We start from the raw sequence: 20377 nt of genomic DNA on the forward strand, positions 1-20377 counted from the left end.
CGCGCGCTTTACGCCCAGTAAATCCGGGTAACGCTCGCCTCCTACGTGTTACCGCGGCTGCTGGCACGTAGTTAGCCGAGACTTATTCCGGGGGTACTGTCCTTCCTCATCCCCCCGAAAAGCGGTTTACGACCCGAAGGCCTTCATCCCGCACGCGGTGTCGCTGGGTCAGGCTTTCGCCCATTGCCCAAGATTCCCCACTGCTGCCACCCGTAGGTGTCTGGCCCGTGTCTCAGTGCCAGTGCGGGGGGCCACCCTCTCAGGCCCCCTACCCGTCATCGGCTTGGTAGGCCGTTACCCTACCAACCACCTGATGGGACGCGGACCCCTCCCGAAGCGGCGCCGACCCCTTTCGGGAACCGGAACCCTTTACTCAGGAGGCCTCTAACCCTCCTGAGCACATGGGGTATTAGCAGGCCTTTCGGCCTGTTATCCCCCTCTTCGGGGCAGGTCATCCACGCGTTACTCGCCCGTTCGCCGCTAGGAGCCCAGCAAGTATTGCTACTCGCTGTCCTCCTCGCTCGACTTGCATGTGTTAGGCGCACCGCTAGCGTTCACCCTGAGCCAGGATCAAACTCTCCGCAAGAGGCTTAGGCGCCTTTCGGCGTTTAGGCTCTCTGAGAGTCTTCCTGGTTAAACTCTTTCCGGAACTGGCTTTCGCACTTCCTACCACTCTTCAGTTGTCAAGGTGCTCGACTCACTTGGCAAGACCTATTCTACTCGCCGAGCCTCACCCTGTCAAGGGTTTAGAGGACACAAATCCACCGATGCCTCTTTTTCCGACATCGGCCGCCAGACCGAGCAGGCCCGCAGACCCTGGTCTCTGGCGCTCAGCGCCTCTTCAGTTGTTAGGGAACTTCCCGCTCTCGCGGGCGAGTTCGTCCGTCATAGTGACGCGCCGAATTATACGCCCTTTTGCCTGGATGTCAAGGATTTTCGCCGAAATTGGCCTGCTTCGCCTTCACGCCATCTCCTGCCGACCGGCCAGCGCGCCTCGCAAGGTGTTCTGGTCCGCGTATTCCACATCTCCGCCGCTGGGCAGCCCCCGCGCCAGGCGCGTCACCCGCACCCCATAAGGCTTCAGCCGGTCCCGAATGTACAGCGCCGTGGCATCCCCCTCCAGGCTGGGATTGGTGGCCAGGATGACCTCCTGCACCCCTCCACGGGCCACCCGCTCCACCAACTCGGCGATGCGCAATTCCTCCGGGCCCACGCCCTCGATGGGGGAAAGCACGCCGTGCAGCACATGGTAGCGCCCCTGGTACACCCCGGCCCGTTCGATGGCCAGCACATCCAGCGGCTCTTCGACCACACAAATCAACCCCGCATCGCGGCTCTCATCCCGGCAAATCGGGCATCGGGTTTCCCCCGGCTCGGTGATGTTGAAGCACTCCTGGCAGTACGCCACCCCCTGCTGCAAACCTTCCAGCGCTTCAAGCAGCGCCTGCCGCACCTCGGCCGAGGATTCGCGCAACAGGAAAAAGGTCAGCCGCGAAGCCGTCTTGGGGCCAATGCCCGGCAGGCGGGCAAAGGCATCCATCAAGCGTTGAATGGGCTCGGGTAACAACATGGGCACCTCAGCAGCGTATCGGGTTCAAGCCTTCCCCTCTCAAGGGGCACGGTGGGGCCATCTTCCTACCTGCCACCACCGACGACCGGGTGGTGGACAAAGCGGGCGTTTACCCTGCGCCGCCCGCCGCCTCAAAAGGGCAACAAGCCGCTCAGCCCCTGGGTCAGCCCACCCAACCGTTCTTCGCTCAACTTGTTGGCCGCTTCCAGGGCGTTGTTGAAGGCGCTGACCAGCATATCCTGCAGCATCTCAGCGTCGCCTTCGCTCAATAATTCAGGGTCGATTTCCACGGCCACGCAACGATGGTCGCCTTTGAGCGTCACCCGCACCGCGCCGCCGCCCGCCGTGCCGGTCACCTCCTCCTCGGCCAGTTTGGCCTGCGCCTCTTCCAACTGCTGTTGCAACTGCTGCAGCATGGCCAGGGGGTTCTGCCTTCCCCCCCGCGGGGGACGATATTTCGCCATCATTTCCTCCTTTTCAGGGATTGGTGTTGCACCACCTTGCCGCCTAATTCTACCGCGAAGCGGGCCAGGCTCCCTTCGAGCAAGGCGTCGTAATCATGGCCCGCGCCCCCCAGAACCTTGAACCGCACCTGCAAGGCGCGGCCCACCACCGCCGCCAGGCCTTGCTCCACCATCGTCTTGCGCTGCGGCTCGCTCAATTTCTGCTTACGAAACCCACCCTGCACGCCGATGGTCACCAGACCGCCCTGAACGGCCAACACCCGCGCCTCGGCCAGCAGGCCGGCCACCTCGGGGGACTGCTGCCGAATCCGTTGCAGGACCTGCGGCCAGACCTGCCGCACCTGAGGGGCTTCCTCTTTCGAAGGGGACATGGCCGCCGACGCCGGGAGTGGGGCCTCATCTCCCGGGACGGCACGCCCTCCCCGGGGTTCAGATCCCCCCTGAGAGGTCCCGCCCGCCCCCTCAGCGGCGGGCGGGGGAGCGCCTTTTGGGGAGGCGACCTCCTCCGGGGGGAGTACCGCCTCGGCGGTGACCACTTCCAAAGGCAAGGCCGGGTCCCAGGACGCGCGCATCTCGCTGACCGCGCGGTTGTACAGGCGAATCAGGCACAACAAAGCGTGGCCGGGCAGGGCCCGGGCGTGCTCGGCCATTTTGGCCCTCGTTTCGGCCGGCGCGTCCACCTGATCGGCATTGCCCACCTGCACCTGCAGCACCTGGCGCAGGTACCCCACCACCTGGCGGGCAAACTGCCGGGGGTCGGCGCCGCCGTCCAGCACCTGGCGCAACTGGGCCATGGCCTGGGCCGCGTCTCGCGCCACCACCGCATCCACCAACCGCAACACGGCTTCGTGGGTGCTCACCCCCAACACCTCCTGCGCACGAGCCAGGGTCACCAACCCCTCGCCGGAGGCCAACTGGTCGAGCAGCGAGATGGCATCGCGCAGGCTGCCCGTAGCCTGACGGGCGATCAGGGTCAGCGCGCCATTCTCGACTTCGATTTCCTCAGCTTCCACAATGCGTTGCAAATAAGCCACAATGTCAGCCACCGGCAGGCGACGAAACTCGTACCTCTGACAACGCGAGAGCACCGTGGCCGGGATTTTGTGCACTTCGGTGGTGGCCAGAACGAAGATGGCATGTTCAGGCGGCTCTTCCAGGGTCTTCAGCAGGGCGTTGAAGGCCGCGGTGGAGAGCATGTGTACCTCGTCGATGATGTACACCTTGTAGCGACCCTGCGAAGGGGCGAAGTGGATTTTGTCGCGTAGGTCGCGAACATCGTCCACGCTGGTGTTGGAGGCGGCGTCGATTTCGACCAAGTCCATGAAGCGACCTTCGTTGACCGCCTGACAGTGGTCGCAGGCATCGCAGGGGCGGCCTGCCGGGTCGGGGTGCAGGCAATTGACCGCCTTGGCCAGCAGGCGGGCGGTGGTCGTCTTGCCCGTGCCCCGCGGCCCGGCAAAAAGGTAGGCATGGGCCACCTTGCTATGGGCCACAGCATTGCGCAGTGTGCGAATCACATGCTCCTGGCCCACCACCTGATCCCAGGTGCGCGGGCGCCACTTGCGGTAGAGGGCTTGGGTCATGGGAACCTCGGTCGGGGAGTGGTCAGGTGTCAGATGGGTCGGGATGCCCGGATGCCCTGTGCCGGGATGCCCTGAGGCCCATGCGAGGGCTTGAGGTCAGGGCCAGCGCAGGGGCAACAGTTGCCAGACGGGATGAGGCGCTTCCAAATTATAGTCGCGGATGCGGCGGTTGAGGGCCTCCATCTCGCGGCGCAGGCGGGGCAGGTCCTGCCCGGTCGCGCGGTTTAGCGCCTCACGCCAGGCCGCGACATCCGCCTGCAAGGCCCGGCGCTTGGCGAGCCAGGAGGGCACCAGGTCGTTGTTGCGCAGCACTTTCCACGCCAGGCGCCACTCGTCGGGTAGGCCGGGAGGAAAATCGTCCTCGGGCAAAGGCACGCCCACGGGCAGGTCGTCAAAAGCCCCTTCGGCCTGCGCCTGCCGGATGCGCTCTTCGGCCAACCGTTGCCACCACGACATCGGACCACCTGCCTTCGCGCTTCGTTGGGGACGCCCTTGAACGGTTCACAGCGCGTTTATAGTTTACCGCACTTCGCCTGGGCATGGGGCTGGCGGGGAGAAAGGGCGCCAGGCGCACGACACCGTATAGGTCAGACCACCCGGCCCGTGGCGTCGCGCAAAGTGAGTTACGTCCCCGGAGGCCACACCGCCTGAGAGAGCCCCAAAACAACTCCACGGCCGTGTCCGGCCCGCCCGATTTGGTCCACACCCACACCGTGCCGCCAGACTGCAACCGCAACGCAGGGAAGACGAACACATGCCCCCGGCCATCGCCCATCCGCCAGCCGTCGAGTGCCAACACGTCCGGGCCACGACAACGCAGAAGCACCCGTTCCTCCTCCAGGTAACCGGCGCCCTGCACATCGGCCACTTTCAGCGCCTGGGGATTGCCCGCCGCAATGTTTTGGGGAGGCGGCGCGATCGGCGGGCCAACCACTGCGCCTTCGGTCTCCGATGGCACGGGCGACAAGACCCCCAGGCCGTTCGTCGCCTTCGGCGCGTAGGGACTGGGATGCGTGCGCGCCCACAGGCTCAACGCCGCCCAGGTTGCCCCGGCCGACACCAGGCATTGAACAGGAGGTAAAACCCCACCCGTCTCCAGTGGCGCATGTTCCCTCCCCTGCTCTCAAACACGCCGCACGAGCCAAAGGAATCCATACGGGGGCAAGGTCACGCTTTGCCCCACGGGCTGCGAAGGCCTCGCAAGTTCAGGCGCAATCGGGTGATACACCCCTTTGGGCAACGACACCCTCTGTGGGGCGCGGCTCAGATTGTTGAGCACCAGTATTGGCGCCTCCTGAGGATGGTGCGGGTCCTCACGAAAATACGCCGCCACCTGAGGGGCGTCCAGGTCCACCCAGCGCAGCCGACCATAGCCCAAAACCGGGTGGGCTTTGCGCATCTGGATCATCCGACGCACGCTCTGCAGCAACGAACCCGGATCCCGCCGCTGGGCCCGCACATTCACCTTTCGATACCCGTACTGCGGGTCGTCGATCACCGGGAGGTAGGGCCGCACATCCGGGGCGGTGAACCCCGCGTTGGGCGATTCGTCGGTCCATTGCATGGGCGTGCGCACGCCGTTGCGGTCGGGCAGCCAGATATTGTCCCCCATGCCAATCTCGTCGCCATAGTAGAGGAACGGCGTCCCCGGCAGGGTGAAGAGCAAAGAGTAAGCCAGCCGAATTTTGCGTTCGTCGCCGTCCAGCAGAGGCGCCAGCCGCCGGCGGATGCCCAGATTGAGCCGCATCCGGGGATGAGGCGCATACTGCTCCCACATCCACGCCCGCTCCGCTTCGGTGACCATCTCCAACGACAACTCGTCGTGATTGCGGAGGAAGGTGCACCACTGGCAATCCTCTGGGATGGGCGGTGTGGCTTCCAGGATGCGCACCAGGGCATCGCGCCGCTCCTGCTTCAGCGCCATGAAGATGCGCGGCATCACCGGGAAGTGAAAGGCCATGTGGAACTCATCGCCGGGCACCGAGGGATCGTGCGGATCACCGCCGAAATACGCCCGCACATCCTGGGGCCACTGGTTCGCCTCGCACAGCAACACCCGCCCGGGAAAATGCTCATCCACATAACGCCGCAAGCGCTTGAGGAAAGCGTGCGTTTCGGGGAGATTCTCGCAATTGGTCCCCTCGCGCTCAAACAGATAAGGTACGGCGTCCACGCGAAAGCCGTCCACCCCCATGGCCAGCCAGTAATGCACCACGCGCAGCATTTCCTCCTGCACCGCCGGATTGTCGTAGTTCAAGTCGGGCTGCCAGCGATAAAACCGGTGCCAGTAGTACTTCTTCGCCACCGGGTCCCAGGTCCAGTTGGAGGTCTCCGAATCCAGAAAGATGATCCGCGCCTGTGAGTATTTCTGGCCCGTGTCGCTCCACACGTAATAATCATGGTAAGGGGAATGGGGATTGCGCCGCGCCTCCTGGAACCAGGGGTGCTGATCCGAGGTGTGATTCAACACCAAATCCACGATGATGCGCAGATTCCGGGCGTGGGCCTCGGCCAGCAGTTCACGGAAGTCCTCCAAGGTCCCGTAATCGGGGTGAATCCCATAGTAGTCCGCCACATCATACCCATCGTCCCGAAGCGGCGAAGGGTAAATGGGCAACAACCAGATACAATCCACCCCCAACCACTGCAAATAATCCAGTTTAGCGGTCAGGCCGCGCAAATCCCCATGACCATCCCGATTGCTGTCGAAAAACGCCCGCACATAGAGTTCGTAGCACACGGCGTTCTTGTACCAGGGGTGTTCTCGAGGGGGCGTTGAGCTCATGCTTTTCTCCCTGCAAGGTCTGCGTGCGTGAAATCAGCCTTTGACCGACCCCGCAAGGATACCACGCACAAAATAGCGCTGCAAGGAGAGGAAAACCACCAGGGGCAGGGCCATGGTGACAAAGGCCGCCGCGGTCAACAGGTGCCAGTTCTGCCCCAGCGAGTTAATGAGGCTGCTCAACTTCAGCGTCAACGGGGCGACCTCCTCGGTACCTCCCAGATAGATGAGGGCCACCAGCAGGTCGTTCCACACCCACAGAAATTGAAAGATGGCCAGCGAGGCCAGGGCGGGCACCGAGAGGGGCAAAACCAGGCGCACGAAAGCCGTGAACTCCGAAGCCCCGTCCAGATAAGCCGATTCCAACAAGTCCCTGGGGAGCGCTCCGAAAAAATTGCGCAAAAGATAGATGGCGAAAGGCAGGCCATAGCCGGTGTGGGCCAGCCAGATGCCCAGATAGGTCCCGGACAGGCCCAACCGGTTGTACACCCGCAGCAGAGGGATTAGGGTCATCTGGAGAGGCACCACCATCAACCCCACCACGATGGCAAACAGGGCCTGCCGACCACGGAACTCCATCCAGGCGAAGGCGTAAGCCGCAAAGGCGGCAACCGCAATGGGCAGCAGCGTAGAAGGCACCGTGATGATCAGGCTGTTGAGAAACGCCCGGCCCATGCCCTGGGCGGTGAGAATCTCCCGATAGTTTTGCAGGGTGTATTGGGTGAACTCCAACGGATGCACGAAGACAGTCCACCAGCCAGTGCGCATGACCGCGTCGGCTGGGCGCAAGGAACTGATCAGCAGGCCTATCGTGGGCGTCATCCACACCAGGCCCGCCAGCACCAGCACAAGGTGCAACGGCACCCGGGAAAGTCGTGCCCTGACCTGGCTCATCGGATGGCCTCCTGTTCCTGGAACCGTCGGATGTTGACCAGCATCACCGGCACGATAGCCAGAAGAAGCACTACGGCGATGGCGCTGGCCCGTCCGAAGTGGCGGAAATGGAACATCTCCTTGTACATCCGGTTAGCGATCACCTCGGTGCCGTAGTTGCCGTTGGTCATCACATACACGATGTCGAACACTTTGAGCACATTGATGATCATCGTGGTGGCGACTACGGCCAGCGTGGGTTTCATCAGGGGAAGGATGATCTTCCAGAAGATGTGCCACTCCGTAGCCCCGTCTACCCGGGCGGCCTCCAGCAGCTCCTTAGGGATACTCTTGTAAGCCGCCGACAGGATGACCATGTTGAACCCCGTCCAAATCCACACCCCGACGGCGATGAGGGCAAAGTTGTTGATCGGCCGGGTGGTCAGCCAGCCGACGGGCGGCTGATGGAACCAGGCCACCCGAATGGCGTTCAACACACCGATTTGAGGCGCGTCGGCCGGGCGATAGGCATAGACGAACAGCCAGATGACCCCCGCCCCCACAAAGGAAATGGCCATGGGCAGGAAAATGGCCGATTTGACGACGGCCTCATAACGCACCCGATCCGCCATCACCGCCAGAATCAGCCCCAGAAAGACGGTCAGACTGGTGAAAACCACAATCCACAACAGGTTGTTGCGGAATGCGGTGTGCATGGCCTTGGAAGTGAAAATCCACTGGTAGTTCTTCAGCCCTACGAAATGTTCTACCCGCGCGTCGAAAAAACTGTAGTACAGCGTGGCCAAGGTGGGATAGACCAGATAGGCGGCCAGGATGAGCAAAGCCGGGCTGAGATACAACCAGGGCGTCCATGGGCGACTGGAGCGCATGGCTTTCCTCCCGCGAAAAAGAGGGCGGCCTTGAACAGGCCGCCCTCCTCACCCGTCGGCGCGACTATTTGCCGTAGGCGTCCTGAGCCGAGGCTTCGATGTCTGCCAGCACGGTGTCCAGGTCCGTGCCGCTCACATAGTCCAGCACCCCGGTCCAGAAGGAACCGGCCCCCACCGCCGCCGGCATCAGGTCCGAACCGTCGAAACGGGCCACCTGCGCGCTGACGATGGCCTGCGCCATCTTGCGCGTCAGATCGTCCGGATAGACATCCAGGTTGACCTGTTTGTTGGCCGAGATGAAGCCGCCACTGGCCGCCCAGATTTCCTGCGGCTTGGCGCTGGCCAGGTGCTGCACGAACTGGCGCACTTCCGGCGTATCGTTGAACATCACGATGACATCCCCCGCGATAAGCGCCGGGGTGCCCCACTGCTCATCGATGGGCGGGAAGGTGAAGAAATCGTAGTCCTCACCCGCTTTGAGGCCCTTGGGGAAGAAGCCGGTGATGAACGAAGCCTGGCGGTGCATGTAGCAGCCCGGGGGATCGTCGAACAAGGGTTGCGGCGAATCGCCAAAGTTGGTGTTGAGCACGCCCTGCACGCCGCCCCACACATACTTGTCGTTGCGGGCAATCTGGCCAAAGAATTCCCAGGCCTGCTTCACCGCCGGGTCGGTCCAGGGGATTTCATGACGCACCCACTGGTCGTAAACTTCAGGCCCGGCGGTGCGCAGCATGATGTCCTCGATCCAATCCGTGCCCGGCCAGCCGCTGGCCGGACCGCTCTCCAAACCGATGCACCAGGGCGTACCGCCATCGGCCACGATCTGATCCGTCAGGGCCATCATCTCGTCCCAGGTCTTGGGTACCTGATACCCTTTGGCCGCGAAGGCCTTGGGGTTGTACCAGACCAGGCTCTTGATGGCCACCTTGTAGAAAATACCGTACAAATGGCCGTCGTAACTGGCCAGGTCCACCCAGGACTGGCCGTAATCGGCCTTGATCTTCTCCACATCCATGAAGGAATCCAGCGGAACCAGATGGCCGGCCTTGGCCAATTCGTACAACTGACCGGGGTTGGGCAGAATGGCAATGTCGGGTGGGTTGCCGGCCTCGACCCGGGTGGTCAGCACGGCGGCCAGGTCGCGGGTGCCCTCAAAGGCCACGCCAATCCCCGTCTCCTTGGTGAAGGGCGCGACAGCATCCTGAAAGGCCACCCGCTCGTCACCGCCCCACACCCCCATGACAGTGATGGCGCCCTTGGGGGCCGGCACTTCTACGGTGACCTCCACGGTCTCCTTGACAGGCACGGTGACTTTCACCTCCACCGTCTTTTCCACCGGCACCATGACGGTCTTCGGCGCACAGGCCGTGAGAAGCAGGCTCAAGGTCAACAACACAACAAACACGCCGAACAACAGGCGATTGCGGGACATGGTACACCTCCTGACACATGCGAACTACGGCTCAAACAGGGTTCTCATCGGACAAAGCCTCTCCGAGAGACATCGTGCCTTTTCTTTAGCGGCTCTCACCTCCTTCCCTAATCAGACTAAGCCCCACAAGAGGCCCGGACCACCAGCGTGGTCTGCAACAGCGTCTGCGGTTGACTCGTGAAGCCAAATTCGATGACATCCAGCAAAACGCGCCCCACCTCCTCGCCCAGGCGCAACGCAGGGACATGCACCGTGGTCAATGGAGGCGTGGTAAAACGCGATGTGGTGATGTCGTCAAAACCCACCAGGGCGATGTCGTGGGGCACGCGCAACCCCCGGTCCCAGATCGCCTTTAGAGCGCCCAGGGCCACCATGTCGCTGGCCACGAAAACCGCGGTAGGAGGTTCTTCCAGTGCCAACAACGACCGCATCGCCTCTTCACCGCTTTGTTCGTCGAAGTTGCCATAGCGCACCAGTGTCTCGTCATAAGCCACGCCCGCCGCGGCCAGCGCCTGGCGGTAGCCCTCCAGGCGCTGCTGGCTGGCCACATACGCCAGGGGCGCGTTGGTGATCAGAGCAATCCGGCGATGGCCCAAACCAAGCAGATGCTCGACCGCCAGACGCGCCCCCTGAATGTTGTCCACATCCACCCAGGGGATCTCCGTGCCGGGGATCTGCCCGTGAAGGACCAGGGGGTATCCCTGCTGGTGCAACTCTTCTAGGTAGGGCATCTCCGCCCGTGGTCCAGAGAGAATCAAGCCGTCGGCGTAGCGGCCGCGCGCCAGTTCGAGGAACACCTCATCCGGTTCGTCCGGCTCCAGCGGGCGGAAAATCAGGTGGTAGTCGTGCTGCTTGAGCACCCGGGTCAGCCCTTGCAGCAACGCCGGCAGAAAGGCGTCTCGATAGTTCACATCCGGGCCGCGATGCCAGACCAGCGCCACGGTCGCCGTGCGCCCTTGAGCCAACCGTCTGGCCGAGGCGTGGGGGAAATAGTGAAGTTTGCGCGCCGCCTCCAGGACCTTGCGGCGCGTCTCGGGACTGATGTGCACCGTCTGGACATTGTTCAACACCAGCGAGACGGTGGTGCGCGAAACGCCTGCCAGGCGGGCAACATCGTAAGAAGTGGGGCGCTTGGTCGAAGGGGTCATCTCTCACCTGGGCACGAGGCCGGGTACTAACGCGCGTTAGTGACAATTTCAGTATACAGATTTCTCTCCCCTATGTCAACATGAATTCCCAAGGCACAGCGGTTCGTCCCACCCCCTCCTTGCCGCAGTTCCGGGCTCCTCAACACGACAGAGGCAAAGGCAAGCGCAAAGCCCCCTATCAAGCGCGCTGCGCCACCTGCCCCAAAGGCACCAGGGTCACCTGGTCGCCCAAGGCGCGTCGCAGGTCGGCGCTGCGCAGGATGACCGCCACTCCCGGCTCCCCCGAGCCTACCGACATCTCCTCGGGGGCGAAGGCTCGGGGATCGGCCAGAATGGGCACCGCTTGCCGCAACCCCAGCGGCCCCACGGCCCCCACCGGGTAACCCGTGACCGCCAACACCTCCTCCGGCGTGGCCGTGGTCACCCGCGAGACGCCCAGGTGACGCCGCAACACTGGCCAATCCACGCGCAGACCGCCGGGCATCAACACCAGCACGAAATGGCCATCGCCCACCCGAAAAAGCAGCGAACGCACCACCTGTTCCAAACGCTGGCCGCGCTCCCTGGCCGCCTGCTCCAACGAGCGGATGGGGTGTGCATGATGATACACCCGGAACGGGATATCCTGCGCCTGCAACACGCGGGCCACCGGCGGCAAAGAAGTCTGCTCGGTCACGGTCACCTCCTTCGACCTCCGACAGAGTGGAGGGCGCCGGTTCGTTCTTGACATATCTCGCTAAAGACTTGCACATTCCCCCGGCGCGTGCTATAATGCGGCATCGCTGGGGGCCTCTGGCAACCGGCACCTTTAGGATTGTACTCCACTCCCATCCCCCATCATACGGAAGCGAACCAAATATGCGCATAGCCGAGTTAGAAAAGGCTTCATTGGCGGAACTACGCCAAATCGCGCGGGACTTCAAAATTCCCCGCGCCAACCGGCTGAAGAAAGAAGACCTCATCATCAAAATCCGTGAGGCCGAAGCAGCCGCCGAAGGGTTGGAGGTCCGGGGTGGCATTCTGGAAATCATGAACGAAGGCGTAGGCTTTCTCCGCGCCGAGAACTACCGCCCTGGTCCCAACGATGTCTACGTCTCCCCCACGCAAATCCGGCGTTTTGGCCTGCGACCGGGGGATCTGGTCATCGGGGTCGTTCGTCCACCCAGGGACACCGAGCGTCACTATGGGCTGCTGAAAGTCGAGAGCATCAACGGCCTGCCCCCGGAAGAGGCTCTGAAACGCCCACGCTTTGAAGACCTGGTGCCCATCTTTCCCGAAGAGCGCTTTGACCTGGAAACGGACCGCTGGACATTAGCCACCCGATTGATCAACCTGGTGGCCCCCATCGGGCGGGGTCAACGCGGGCTCATCGTCTCGCCCCCCAAAGCGGGCAAGACCACCATTTTGAAGCAAATCGCCAACGCCATCTCCACCAAGTATCCCGATGTGCATCTGATGATCGCCCTGATCGGCGAACGGCCCGAAGAAGTGACCGACATGGACCGCTCCGTGGACGCCGAGGTGATTTCTTCTACTTTCGACGAGCCGGTCACTTCGCATGTGCAGGTGGCCGAAATCGTGTTGGAGCGGGCCAAACGCCTGGTGGAAGTGGGCCGGGATGTGGTCATCATGCTGGATTCCATCACTCGCCTCTCCCGGGCCTACAACCTGGTAGTCACCCCCTCAGGGCGCACCCTCTCCGGCGGTATTGATCCCGCAGCGCTTTACCCGCCCAAACGCTTCTTCGGCGCGGCCCGCAACATCGAGGATGGCGGCTCGCTGACCATCATCGCCACCTGCCTGATCGATACCGGTTCCCGGATGGACGATGTGGTGTACGAAGAGTTCAAAGGCACGGGGAACATGGAGTTGCACCTCTCGCGCAAGTTGCAGGAACGCCGCATCTTCCCCGCCATTGACATCGAGCGCTCCGGCACCCGCCGCGAGGAACTCCTTCTGGGACCGGACATCACCCAGCGCGTGTGGCTGATGCGCCGGATGTATCAGCAAATGATCACCCCACCCCCCAACGGCGCGGGGATGGATATGGCCACGGCCACCGAGGCCATTCTCAATCGCCTGATAAAGACCCGCAACAACATGGAATTTCTGGAGACGCTCACGGAGGACCTATGAAACGCCACACCCTTTTTGGTTGGTTGATGGCCTGGGTGCTGCTGAGCGCGGCTTTCCTTCCCGTGATGGGGCCGAAACCTGTGGCTGCCTCAGGCCAATCGAGCTCCAATCAGGAACCCACGGTGGTCCTTCCGCCCCTGCCTTACCTGACCGACCTCCCGATCACCGGCATCCATCGCACCCTCACCTGGTACACCATCATTCCCCCACGCCCGCGCCTGGAAGTGGTGGAATATACCGTGCAGGAAGGCGATGCCCTGTTTGGCATCGCCAAGCGCTTCGGCATCAAGCCGGAGACCATCCTTTGGGCTAATCCCAAACTGGAAAACAACCCCGATATCCTCCGACCGGGGATGGTGCTGAAAATCCCCCCGGTGGACGGGGTGCTCTACAAATGGAAAGAGGGCGACACCTTCGAAAAGGTGGCCCAGGAGTTCGACGCCAAGCCTGAGGACATCATCAACTTCCTGGGCAATCGCATCGACCTCACCGACCCCCAGGTCAAGCCAGGGCAATGGGTCATGGTGCCCGGCGGGCACAAAGCCTTCCGCCAGTGGGTGATCCCGGTCATTCCGGACGGGAACGCCGGCGTGGCCCTGAGCCACCTGGGCCCGGCTTACTGTCCCGAGTGGTACAGCAAACAGGGCGGCACGGGCACCTTCATCTGGCCGGTTTCCATCCATCGCGTGGTGGGCAACCCCTACGCGCCCTGGCACCTGGCGCTGGATTTGGCCACCTGGGTGGGCGAACCCATCCGCGCGGCGGATTCGGGCGTGGTCGCCTACGCCGGCTGGTCCACGGTGGGCTATGGGTACATGGTGCTCATCGACCACCGCAACGGGTACCAGACCCTGTACGCTCACATGAGCCGCGTGTTCGCCCGCTGCGGTCAAGGGGTAGTGCAAGGGCAAACCATCGGCCTGGGCGGCAGCACGGGCAACTCCTCCGGCCCCCACCTGCACTTCGAGGTGCGCTACATGGGCGGCTTCATCAATCCGTGGAGCGTGTTGCCCCCACCCTGAGATGGTGGAGCGCTCTCAACGAAACAAAACGCGGCAAGGCTTCGAGGCCTTGCCGCGTTGTTCTTTCCGCCCCCGCTTCAGATCAGGGCGCGACCTTTTCGACATAGTTCACCACGCTTTCACACCCCTGTGGGAAGCGCTGGCTCACATGCGCCCAGTCCAGAGGCTCCTTAGCGCCCCAGGTGCGGAGCAGGGCCTCGTAGGTGCAATCAGGGCCGTTGTAGTTGGCCAGGGTGAAACGCCACAAGTCGGTGTACCCGCTGACATAGGACGGCGTCCGGCGGGTAATGTTACGCACCGTTTGGCCGATCTGGCGGCAATAGGCGCGCACCAGGTGGGCGAACAACAACACCGCCTCTTCACTGCGCTCCAGGTCAATGCCGTAGGGGCAATCGTAACAGGACAAATTCGCCTGCGCCCACACGGATTCGTACAGCAGACGCCGTTGATAGGGATTGAGATGGGCGTAACCGTAAACACAACGCCACTCGCCCAGCACTTCATCGCACAACGGTTGAGCGATGTCCGTCTCCCAAAGCAACAAAGTGTCCATCCCGTGGGGGGAAAGTTGCCCAAACCCCGCCTCCACCCGCTGGGGGAACTCGGCGGGCCAAAACTGGCTTTCCTGGGCGAACATGCGCTTGAGCAGCGTGGCCGGCACCCCCACCTCACGGGACGCCTGCCAGATGCTCTCATCGAAGCGATTCTGCCAGGCCAGCACCTCTTCCTGGGCCAGCGCAATACCGCAGGGGCTGGCCGTGCCATTGGGCAACAGGCCCCCGTCGGGGCACGACGAAGCATCGACGATGCCATGGGCGATCAGCCGCCCGCCCAGGTACAGGTAAGGCACATCGGTCGCCAGATCGGCGGGGTCAGGCGGCGTATCCAGCCATTCGGGCAAAGGCTCCGTTGGGGGCAGAAGGGCCCAGGCCTGGGCACACCAATCCACACCAGCGTCGCGCCAGCGGTCGCTCAGGATATCCACCAGCACCTCCCCATTCTCCTGGGGGATCAGGCGCACGGTGGCCACATTCTGCGAGGAGTCATCGCCCAACGACGAAACGGCCGAAAAGCGCACCGTGTAGCGGGTTTCACCGGCGGCCTGCTTTGGGGAAAGCAAAACGAAACACTCCGCTCCCTGACAATGGGTGGTGGATTGCCCGGAAACGGCCACAATGACTTCGGTGATCTCGGCATCGGGGAACGGCTCTACCCCCTCGAAGCGCAGCACCACCGGGTCCAGACAGCGAAAATGGGGGAAGTCCGAGGTGCAGTTCTCCAGATAAAGGTCCACCCAAGGGGGTGGGTAAGTGCGCGTGACCTGATGGGTGACCTCAGACTGCCCAACAAAGAATAGGTAATACCCCTCGCAAGTGGTCACATCACCCCCGCTGAGAGCCGCCTCACAAGGCAGCGTGTCCACCCAGGTGTCGTAGGCCTCCTGCCCGCAGAAACGCAACACATCCAACCCGGTAGGCCGGTCGGGGTGATTGATATAAAGCCGACAAAGGATTTTGTCGGGCTCGGACCAGGCTAGCAACCACCATTCGTACAGCGTCTCGGTGACGGTTTCGGTGCGCTGACGCGGACCAGGTTCTTTGGCCAGCGCCACCTGCCGGCCCCACCCCAACACGCTTATCAGGATCAGCAAGATAATCAGCCCTCCCTGAGCAGGCGTCAGGCAGAGGGAACGCTTGCGGCAGCACCGCCATCCCTGAAGGTTACTTGGTCGCCCCTCGCGACAAAGAAGCATCGCGACGCCCTCTTTCCTCGGCAAAGGATTTCAGGCTCCAGGCGATGAACACCAATCCCAGGGCCACCAAGGTTAACACCCGAAAGGCACTCTGATAACCCGAGACGCCGCCACCCAAACTGGCGGCCAACGCGCCCACCAGCGCGCCGGTCACCAGTTGCCCGATTTTGGTCATCAAGGAGATCACTCCCTGGGCAGCGGAACGCTCCGTAGCCGGGACCTCGTTCAGCATGATATACCGCAACGGCGCGCCAAGCAAAGCCGAAAGACCCAGGCCAAAGAGCACGCTGGCGGTCAAGAAGGTGGGCCACGAGAGCGAGGGCCCGCTGAGCACGGCCAACCCCACCGTGGTGAGCGAGGTACCCACGATCACCACCAGGCGCGAGCCTCGAGCATCAAGCAAACGCCCAAACAGCGGAGCGCCCACGGCCATCGCCGCCACGGCGGGCAACAGCGCGAAACTGGACTGGGAAGGCGTCAGCCCCAACGCGGCCACCAGCAATGAGGGGACGAAGACCATGGCCCCTTCAATCACCCCGGCGCCGAAGGCCAACCCATTGACCCGGCGCAACTGCCCGGTGCCGAAAAGGGCCGGGCGCACCAGCGGGTCGGCCGCGCGGGTCTCCACCCAGATCAGCAAACCCAGCAGAATCAGAGCCGCCACCAGCCAGCCGCCCGTGGCTGCCTGATACAGGCTTGCTGCCAGGTGCTCCACCTCCAGGTGATTGAGGCCGAGGGTGAGCGCCGCCAGAAAGCCGCTCAGCGCCAACAGCCCACCCCAATCCAAACCGTGAATCTCGGCCGCGCGGGTGGTGGGCAGTTCCCGCCACGCCCAGGGGATGAGCACCAAAGCGAAAGGCAACGGCCCCCAGAAGAGCATCTGCCAGCCAAAACGCAGCAACACGCCACCGAAAATCGGGCCGATGATGAAGGCAATGCCGAACACCGAGCCGATGAGTCCCAGCGCCCGCCCTCGCCGCTCGGGGGGGAAGGTGTCGCCGATGACCGCCGAAGCCACGGGGAAAATGCCCCCCGCGCCAAAGCCCTGCAATGCCCGCCCGACCACCACCACGGCCAGCGAAGGCGCCAGGGCCACCACCACCGACCCCACGGCAAACAACACCACATCGGCCACATACACCGAGCGCCGCCCCAAACGGTCGGCCAACTTGGCCATCAGGGGCGTGCCGATCAGGTTAAAGAGCAGATAGGCCGTAAAGACCCAGGAAACCTCCCGGTCACTGACGCCAAAGGCGTCCCGAATGGCCGGCAGGGCCGGGCCGACGATGGCGATATCCATGGCGGCCATGAGCACGCCGAAGAACAACAAAGCCAGTAAACGGTTGCGTTGACGCCCGTTCATAAGGGCACAAGACCTCCGTCAAGAATGCCGTGCAGTGAAGAAGCCGTCAAAGCCCCTTCGCCGCGCCTCCTTACTCCGGGAAAATGGCCGGACGGGCGGCAGGGGCAAAGGTGTCCACCATCTCCGCGTCCAGGGCGTTCTCACGGCAAAGGGCCGCGTACAAATCGGCGCTGGGGCGTTTGGTGCGCACCTGGGTTTCCGGGTCCAGGGCCCAGAGGCCAAAGCGCCGCGTCCAACCGTGATGCCATTCAAAGTTGTCCACCAGGGTCCAGTGAAAATAGCCCTTGATGGGCACATTGTTGTTGATGACCCGCCACATCTGGTGCACATGCTCGGCCAGATAACGGGGGCGCAGGGTATCGTGACTGTCCTCCACCCCGTTCTCGGTGACGATGATGGGCAGGCCGTAGCGGGCCACCCGGCGCAGCGTGTGCGCAAAGGCCAGCGGCTCGTGGGCGATGTCCCCGTGCTCGCTCAACGGGGCCTCCGGGCGGTAAAAGCGGCGGCTGAACAACGCCTGCGGCGCCCAGGTGAAGGCCACTTGCTCGGCCGTGTAGTAATTCACCCCGAGGAAGTCCTGCTTTCCCCGGAGTTCCGGGGCTTTGCGTCGTCCCCAGGGGGTCAACAACACCCCCTCGCCCAAGGCCCGCAAGAAGAAGGCGTTGAACAGCCGATCCTGCCAGCGGGCCAGCACCCCGTCAGGGGGGAACCAGGGGCGGGCGGCCTGCATGGGCCGCAAATGATGCACCAGGCCCACCCTCGCCTCCGGGTGCACGCGATGGATGACCTCGTAAGCTGCAGCGTGGGCGCGGGCCATGTGTTCCATCACCTGCAGCGCCTTCGGCACATCATCCTGACGCCCCGGCGGGAACTCGCCGGTCACATAGCCCAGCACGGCATACACATTGGGCTCGTTGATGGTACACCACAGGGGCACATACTCCTTGAGCGCCTCGACCACCTTTTCCACATAGCGGGCAAAGGCCGCCACCACTTCGGGCCGTTCCCAGCCCCCTTGCTCACTCAGCCACAAAGGGTCGGTGAAGTGATGCAGGGTGACCACGGGGGTCAGGTTGCGCTCCACCAGCCCCCGCACCATCTGGCGGTAATGGTCGAGGGCCTCCTCATCCCAGCGGTCAGGGGCCGGCTGGATGCGGCTCCACTCCACCGACAGGCGATGGGCGTTCTGCCCGGCCTCGGCGGCGCGGTCGAAATCCTCCCGCCAGCGACCGCCCCACCAGTTGCAGGCCAGGGCCGCGCTGTGCCCCTGGGCGATGTGCCCCTCCTGCTCCCAGGCCCACCAGTTGTTGTTCGTGTTCTGCCCCTCGACCTGGTGTGACGAAGTGGCCGTACCCCAGAGAAAACCGCGGGGGAACACAAACCGAGCCTTGATGGTCATTGCGGAACCTCCACCGAGGGCAGGCGTCTTCTTGGGGGCGTCACCCCACCCTCAATATTCGATAACGCTGATTTGGCGCAACTTGGGTAGGCGATGAAAGGCAAAAATTTCGCGCACCGTGCCCGTCAACCCCCGCACCACCAGACTGTGGGTGCGAGCGCCTTCAGCTTCGTACTTCACGCCCTGCAACAACGAGCCTCTGGTAATGCCCGTGGCGGCGAAGAACACATCGTCGGAGGCCACGAGGTCGTCCATGGTGAGCACCTTGTCGAAATCGTAGCCCATCTCCTCGCCGCGACGGCGCTCCTCCTCGTTGCGGGCGTAGAGTTTGCCCTGAATCTCCCCGCCCATGGCGCGCAACGCGCAGGCGGCCAGCACGCCTTCGGGCGTCCCGCCGATGCCCAGGAGCACATCCACGCCCACCTCGGGCATGGCAGTCATCAACGCGCCAGCCACATCGCCATCGGGGATCAGGCTGATGCGCGCGCCCAGGCGGCGCACCTCGGCGATGAGTTCGGTGTGGCGCGGGCGGTCGAGAATGACCACCATCAGGTCGCGCGCCTCTTTGCCTTTGGCCCTGGCGATATTGCGCAGGTTGACCTCCACCGGGGCCTCAATATCCACCACGCCCCTGGCCTCCGGGCCGACGGCGATTTTGTTCATGTACACGAAGGGGCCAGGGTCGAACATGGTGCCCCGCGGAGCCACGGCTACCGTAGCGATGGCATTGGGCAACCCCATAGCCGTGGGGCGGGTACCGTCGATGGGGTCCACGGCGATGTCCACCTCAGGCGGCTCGCCGGTGCCTACCCGTTCGCCGTTGTAGAGCATGGGGGCTTCATCCTTTTCGCCCTCGCCGATGACGATGACGGCGTCCATCTCAATGGTATTAAGCATCAGGCGCATGGCATCGACCGCCGCCTGATCGGCAGAAATCTTGTCGCCGCGGCCCACCCAGCGCCCGGCCGCCAGAGCGGCCGCCTCGGTCACCCGCGCCAGTTCCATGGCCAGGTTGCGGGTGGGCGAACGGCCTTGCAGGGTCTTGCTCATAGGGTACCTCCCAGGGAAGAACTCGCGCTACCCCTTCGGTAGAGACGCCCCCAGGGCACCCCTACCGAAGGGGCAGGCTTAAACCAACTGCCACAACACCAACAGGCCGTAGGCCAGCGGCGCGGCCCACAGCCAGGAATCGATCCGATCAAAAGCGCCTCCGTGGCCAGGAAACAGCCGTCCCGAATCCTTCTGCCCGGCCTGCCGCTTGAACATGCTTTCGGCCAGGTCGCCCAAGGGGGCCAAAACAGCGATGACCAGCCCCATCAGGGCGGCATGGGCGGCGCTCATCCCGGGGATGGGCCCGGCCAGGGCGTTCCAGGCCGCCGCCAGCACCACCGCACCCAGCACGCCGGTGACCACGCCGGCCAGATACCCTTCCCAGGTCTTCTTGGGGCTCAGGCGCGGCGCCAAAGGGTGGCGTCCCATCGTCCGGCCCACGAAATACGCCCCGGAATCGGCGATCCAAATTGTGGGCAGGGCCAGCAACAGCCACCACATACCCTGGGGCGCCTGGCGCAAGGTGACGAAATAGGCACCCAGGTAGCCGATGTAGACCCCTCCGCTCAGGGTAAGGGCAAAGTCTGTACCACTCTCCGTCGCGCCGCGCTCGTAATCCACCAGATGCCAGGCCACGGCGAGCAGGGTGAAAAAAGTCAGCAGGGCCGAGTCCAGGGTGGTGCCCCATTCCAGGCGTGCCAGGGGAAAGCCCACCGCAGCCAACACCAGCAAGGGCCGCGCCGGCCCGCGACCCAGGGCCGCGCTCAGGTTCGCATATTCCCACGCTGCCACACCCAGCAAAAAGGCGACCAGGGCCACAAAGGCCAGGCCGCCCAGATAAATCAATCCCAACCCCAGGGGGAGAAGAACCACCACCACCAATACGCGCTCACGGAGCATGCTCATCCTTTC

The 20377-nt window shown here is 63.5% G+C and carries 17 protein-coding genes and 1 rRNA gene; 2 read left to right on the forward strand and 16 right to left on the reverse strand.

The genetic code is table 11. The features are described from left to right. The 11 genes from G4O04_00005 to G4O04_00055 form a co-directional block, all read right to left on the reverse strand. Positions 1–581: ribosomal RNA gene (locus tag G4O04_00005) — 16S ribosomal RNA — on the reverse strand; the annotation flags it as partial. Positions 582–961: 380 nt separating this feature from the next. After that, a complete protein-coding gene (recR, locus tag G4O04_00010) occupies positions 962–1570 on the reverse strand; it encodes a recombination protein RecR (protein HEY56936.1) in 609 nt (202 codons plus the stop codon). Positions 1571–1701: 131 nt separating this feature from the next. Continuing rightward, positions 1702–2034, reverse strand: coding sequence for a YbaB/EbfC family nucleoid-associated protein (locus tag G4O04_00015; GenBank protein ID HEY56937.1), 333 nt, complete (start codon positions 2032–2034; stop codon positions 1702–1704). Further along, entirely contained in the window at positions 2034–3617 is a 1584-nt protein-coding gene (dnaX, locus tag G4O04_00020; GenBank protein ID HEY56938.1) for a DNA polymerase III subunit gamma/tau, read from the reverse strand. Before dnaX ends, G4O04_00015 begins: the two co-directional genes overlap by 1 nt. Positions 3618–3713: 96 nt before the next feature. Then, positions 3714–4073, reverse strand: a complete 360-nt coding sequence (locus tag G4O04_00025) for a DUF1992 domain-containing protein (protein ID HEY56939.1) — start codon at positions 4071–4073, stop codon at positions 3714–3716. Positions 4074–4740: 667 nt separating this feature from the next. Next, positions 4741–6402 carry a maltose alpha-D-glucosyltransferase gene (gene treS / locus G4O04_00030; GenBank protein HEY56940.1) on the reverse strand — a complete coding sequence of 554 codons (1662 nt, stop codon included), beginning with the start codon at positions 6400–6402 and terminating at the stop codon, positions 4741–4743. A gap of 33 nt (positions 6403–6435) precedes the next feature. Then, positions 6436–7293 (reverse strand): carbohydrate ABC transporter permease, encoded by an 858-nt coding sequence (locus G4O04_00035; GenBank protein ID HEY56941.1) that lies wholly within the window; start codon positions 7291–7293, stop codon positions 6436–6438. Then, positions 7290–8162, reverse strand: a complete 873-nt coding sequence (locus G4O04_00040) for a sugar ABC transporter permease (protein ID HEY56942.1) — start codon at positions 8160–8162, stop codon at positions 7290–7292. The genes G4O04_00035 and G4O04_00040 overlap by 4 nt, the downstream gene beginning before the upstream one ends. A gap of 64 nt (positions 8163–8226) precedes the next feature. Then, positions 8227–9507 (reverse strand): carbohydrate ABC transporter substrate-binding protein, encoded by a 1281-nt coding sequence (locus G4O04_00045; protein HEY56943.1) that lies wholly within the window; start codon positions 9505–9507, stop codon positions 8227–8229. 203 nt (positions 9508–9710) lie between these two features. Beyond that, on the reverse strand, positions 9711–10742 hold the full coding sequence (locus tag G4O04_00050; GenBank protein HEY56944.1) for a LacI family transcriptional regulator: 1032 nt from the start codon (positions 10740–10742) through the stop codon (positions 9711–9713). 178 nt (positions 10743–10920) lie between these two features. Continuing rightward, complete coding sequence (locus tag G4O04_00055; protein ID HEY56945.1) at positions 10921–11418, reverse strand: YbaK/EbsC family protein; 498 nt, start codon at positions 11416–11418, stop codon at positions 10921–10923. A 182-nt stretch (positions 11419–11600) separates the two neighbouring features. Here G4O04_00055 and G4O04_00060 point away from each other — a divergent pair, with 182 nt between their 5' ends. Both G4O04_00060 and G4O04_00065 read left to right on the forward strand, forming a co-directional pair. Further along, entirely contained in the window at positions 11601–12878 is a 1278-nt protein-coding gene (locus G4O04_00060) for a transcription termination factor Rho (protein HEY56946.1), read from the forward strand. Then, the gene (locus G4O04_00065) at positions 12875–13900 is read left to right on the forward strand and encodes a M23 family metallopeptidase (protein HEY56947.1); all 1026 of its coding nucleotides are present in this window, start codon (positions 12875–12877) and stop codon (positions 13898–13900) included. The genes G4O04_00060 and G4O04_00065 overlap by 4 nt, the downstream gene beginning before the upstream one ends. Before the next feature lie 82 nt (positions 13901–13982). Here the strand turns inward: G4O04_00065 and G4O04_00070 are convergent, their stop codons facing one another. The 5 genes from G4O04_00070 to G4O04_00090 all read right to left on the reverse strand — a co-directional run bounded on the left by G4O04_00070 (position 13983) and on the right by G4O04_00090 (position 20365). Next, positions 13983–15551 carry a hypothetical protein gene (locus tag G4O04_00070; protein ID HEY56948.1) on the reverse strand — a complete coding sequence of 523 codons (1569 nt, stop codon included), beginning with the start codon at positions 15549–15551 and terminating at the stop codon, positions 13983–13985. Positions 15552–15621: 70 nt separating this feature from the next. Beyond that, positions 15622–17016 carry an MFS transporter gene (locus tag G4O04_00075; GenBank protein ID HEY56949.1) on the reverse strand — a complete coding sequence of 465 codons (1395 nt, stop codon included), beginning with the start codon at positions 17014–17016 and terminating at the stop codon, positions 15622–15624. Positions 17017–17086: 70 nt separating this feature from the next. Then, positions 17087–18415: a glycoside hydrolase family 1 protein gene (locus G4O04_00080; GenBank protein ID HEY56950.1), complete on the reverse strand. Its 1329-nt coding sequence runs from the start codon at positions 18413–18415 to the stop codon at positions 17087–17089. Between the two features lie 51 nt (positions 18416–18466). After that, positions 18467–19465 carry a class II fructose-bisphosphatase gene (gene glpX / locus G4O04_00085; protein ID HEY56951.1) on the reverse strand — a complete coding sequence of 333 codons (999 nt, stop codon included), beginning with the start codon at positions 19463–19465 and terminating at the stop codon, positions 18467–18469. Between the two features lie 78 nt (positions 19466–19543). Continuing rightward, a complete protein-coding gene (locus G4O04_00090) occupies positions 19544–20365 on the reverse strand; it encodes a phosphatidate cytidylyltransferase (GenBank protein ID HEY56952.1) in 822 nt (273 codons plus the stop codon). Positions 20366–20377 lie beyond the last annotated feature (12 nt).

Source organism: Anaerolineae bacterium (genome assembly GCA_011176535.1).
Lineage (GTDB): Bacteria > Chloroflexota > Anaerolineae > Anaerolineales > DRMV01 > DUEP01.